This window comes from Cobetia sp. (assembly GCF_983723665.1).
Map to the genome: position 1 here is coordinate 17,053 of NZ_CFDJES010000022.1, position 3,494 is coordinate 20,546.

General features: G+C 63.9%; 3 protein-coding genes. 2 read left to right on the forward strand and 1 reads right to left on the reverse strand.

Annotation, left to right across the window (positions count from 1 at the left end; genetic code table 11):
• The first annotated feature begins 85 nt into the window (after window positions 1-85).
• Window positions 86-1,405 carry an MFS transporter gene (locus AC4FAH_RS04000; protein WP_490245662.1) on the forward strand — a complete coding sequence of 440 codons (1,320 nt, stop codon included), beginning with the start codon at window positions 86-88 and terminating at the stop codon, window positions 1,403-1,405.
• A gap of 141 nt (window positions 1,406-1,546) precedes the next feature.
• Here AC4FAH_RS04000 and msrA read toward each other — a convergent pair whose 3' ends face one another.
• Entirely contained in the window at window positions 1,547-2,224 is a 678-nt protein-coding gene (gene msrA, locus AC4FAH_RS04005) for a peptide-methionine (S)-S-oxide reductase MsrA (RefSeq protein WP_225347181.1), read from the reverse strand.
• Window positions 2,225-2,520: 296 nt separating this feature from the next.
• Here msrA and AC4FAH_RS04010 point away from each other — a divergent pair.
• Window positions 2,521-3,494, forward strand: a 974-nt coding sequence (locus AC4FAH_RS04010; RefSeq protein WP_490245663.1) for a TVP38/TMEM64 family protein, incomplete at its 3' end; no start/stop codon positions are given.

The following is a 3,494-nucleotide window of genomic DNA, read 5'->3' on the forward strand; positions in this document are numbered from 1 at the left end:
CAGCATCATGTCGAGCTATTTTACTGATGCGAGCGCGCGGCGCAGACTGGCGCCATCCCCATGCTTGATTGAGTGCAGGTACCTGATGGCTTCATCGCTTTCCGCGTCTTCTTCCCCCGATTCCCCCGCCTCGGTCTCTACCGCGCAGTCCGAGCTGCCCGAGCCGCTCAAGGCGCGCGGGCGTGACTGGCGGCGCATGACCCAGGCGCTGTGCCTGGGCTCCTTCGTGGTCTTCATCAACCTCTATCTGGTGCAACCGCTGCTGCCGCTGCTGGCGACGGATCTGGGCCTGAGCTCGCTGCAGGCGAGTCTGTCCCTGTCGGTGAGCACCCTGACGCTGGCTATGGCACTGCTGGTGTTCGGCCCGCTGTCCGATGCGCTGGGGCGGCGGCGTATTCTGCTGTGGACCCTGGCCGGCGGGGTGGCCTGTTCAGGGCTGGCACTGTTCGCCGAGGGCTTCTGGTCGCTGCTGGCGGTGCGCGCGCTGCAGGGCTTTCTGCTCGGCGGCCTGCCGGCGGTGGCAGTGGCGTACATGAGTGACGAGATGGAGCAACCCGCCTTGATGGTGGCGGTGGGGCTCTACATCAGTGCCAATTCGCTGGGCGGCATCTCGGGGCGGGTCGCGGGGGGCGTGATCGCGGAGCACTGGGGCTGGCAGGCCAGCTTCGCCGCTATCGGCGGCGTCAGCCTGCTGGTGCTGGGGGCGTTATGGCAGCTGCTGCCGCGCCAGAGACGCTTCGTCGCCCAGCCGCTCAAGCTGAGCAGCATGCTGGCAGGTCTGGGTCGCCATCTGCGCAATCCTCGTCTGTGGCCGGTGTTCCTGCTCGGTGGGCTGAATTTCTTCATCTTCGTCAATCTCTACAGCTACATGACCTTCCGGCTGAGTGAGGCGCCCTGGTCGCTCAGCAGTCAATGGCTGGGGCTGTTGTTCCTGACCTATCTGGCGGGCACCTTCGGCGCCTCCCAGTCTGGCCGGCTGGCACGGCGTCTGGTACCGGGAGGTGCGGCTGAGAACGGTGAGGCCGCGCTGGCGATCGCTCAGCGACGCGGTCAGGCGCTGACCATGATGCTGGGCACCGGCATCGTGATGCTCGGCACGCTGCTGACGCTGAGTCACTCGCTGATCGGCATGTTGATCGGCCTGAGTCTGAATGCCTTCGGCTTCTTCCTCGCGCATGCCACAGCTTCAGCCTGGGTCGGGCGCAATGCCGAGGGCGCGCGGGCCAGTGCCAGTGCGCTGTATCTGACCGCCTACTATCTGGGCGCGAGTCTCGGCGGCTTCTGGCTGGAACCCTTCTGGCAGGCTGCCGGCTGGCCCGGGGTGGTGGCCGCCAGCGTACTGGTGCTGGCGGTGACCTTCTCGCTGGCGATCCTGTGCTGGCGCCGGGCCACCACGCAGTATTGAGCCTGAGAGCAGGGTTGATGGAAGATCAGAGAGCAGAGCAGACCGCAGAATAGAGAGCAGGGCACGTAAATCAGAGCATGCAACTGAAAACGGCTCGCCAGATGGCGAGCCGTTGTCGTTCAGAGGGCCTGGAGGGCGAGATCAGTGCGCGGGCGCGTCGTCACCCCAGATCTCTTCCAGACGATCATCGCGGCCACAGCCGGCGCGGTAGAAGCGATAACGCACCGGGTTCTTCTTGTAGAAGTCCTGATGGTAGTCCTCGGCCGCATACCAGGGCCCTGCCGCCTCGATCTCGGTGGCGATGCCTTCGGGGAATCTGTCCTTCAGCGCATCGCGACTGGCCTCTGCCGCGTCACGCTGGGCCTCATCGAGGGGATAGATGCCGCTGCGGTACTGGGTGCCGGCATCACAGAACTGGCGGTCCACCGCGACCGGGTCGATGTTGTGCCAGAAGACCTCCAGCAGGGTGTCGTAGCTGACCTTTTCCGGCTCGTAGACCACCTTGACCGCTTCGGTATGCCCGGTGCCGCCCGCGGAGACCTGCTTGTAGGTCGGGTTGTCCTGTTCGCCCGCGGTATAGCCGGAGGTGGTCGAGATCACACCCTCAAGCTTGTCGAAGGGGCCTTCCATGCACCAGAAGCAGCCACCGGCGAAGATGGCGACTTCCTGGCCCTGAGCGACACCCTCGGCGACGCCCTTGGGCGCTGTCTGCGGGTCGAAGGCATGGGCGTGGCCGACAAGCAGCAGGCCGCCGAGGAGGCTTGCCAGTGGCGTGAGACGTCTGATCGCAGGGAAGGGGATTCGCGTGTATCGGGTCATGGTGTCTCCGGGAAAGGCGTCATTCCTTCGAGATGAGTACACGGAAATCTCCATGTCTCGGTGAGCCGTGAGGTGACTGGCGCTGTTGAGTCCTCACTGCCTGTATAGGTTTCTACGCGAATAAACGTGGGATGGATGCGAACATGCAGAATGAAACGTTACCGTTGTCGTGATCAAGCCACTGCCATTCACTCCGCTACGCGAATCAGTGCATCCAGTCAGCGACATGCCTCGTAAGGACACGGTACATCCCAATGACATGCCCATGACGGCAGGAATCGAAAAGGAAATCGCCAGTGAATAAACGCAAGTTACTGCTTCTGGGCGCCATCGTCGCTGCCATCGTGGTGTTCTTCGCCAGCGGGGCACAGGATTACTTCACCCTGCAGAGCCTCAAGGCCAGCCAGTCCGAATTCCAGGCGTTGTTCGCGGAATCACCGTACAAGGTCGCGGGCACCTTCTTCGTCGTCTACGTGGCGATGGCGGCGCTTTCACTGCCCGGTGCAGCACTGCTGACGCTGCTGGGTGGCGCGCTGTTCGGCTTCGGCTGGGGGCTGCTGCTGATCTCCTTCGCCAGCACCATCGGTGCGACGCTGGCCTTCCTGATTTCCCGCACTCTGCTGCGCGAGAGCATCGAGAAGCGCTTCCGCCGTCAGCTGGAATCCCTCAACCGTGGCGTCGAGCGCGAAGGCGGCTTCTATCTGTTCACGCTGCGCCTGGTGCCGGTCTTCCCGTTCTTCATCGTCAATCTGGTGATGGGCCTGACCCGCATGCGCGTGGTCACCTTCTACGTGGCAAGCCAGCTGGGCATGCTGGCGGGCACCGCCATCTACGTGAACGCCGGGCGTGAGCTGGGCCAGCTGGAATCCCTGTCCGGCATCCTCTCGCCGGGGCTGATCGCCTCCTTCATCGCGCTGGGCCTCTTCCCGCTGATCGCCAAGAAGATCGTCGGCGTGCTGCGCAAGCGCAAGCAGCAGGCGGCCTTCGACAAGCCGAAGACCTTTGATTACGACATGGTCGTCATCGGTGCCGGTTCCGCCGGGCTGGTCACCAGCTATATCGCCTCTGCCGTGAATGCGCGTGTCGCGCTGATCGAGCGCCACAAGATGGGCGGTGACTGCCTCAATACCGGCTGCGTGCCCTCCAAGGCGCTGATTCGTGCCGGGCGTGCGGCCCATGAGATTCGTCAGTCCCCGCGCTTCGGAATCACCGCCAACGAGCCGGAAATCGATTTCGCCAAGGTGATGGGCCATGTGCATGACGTGGTCGA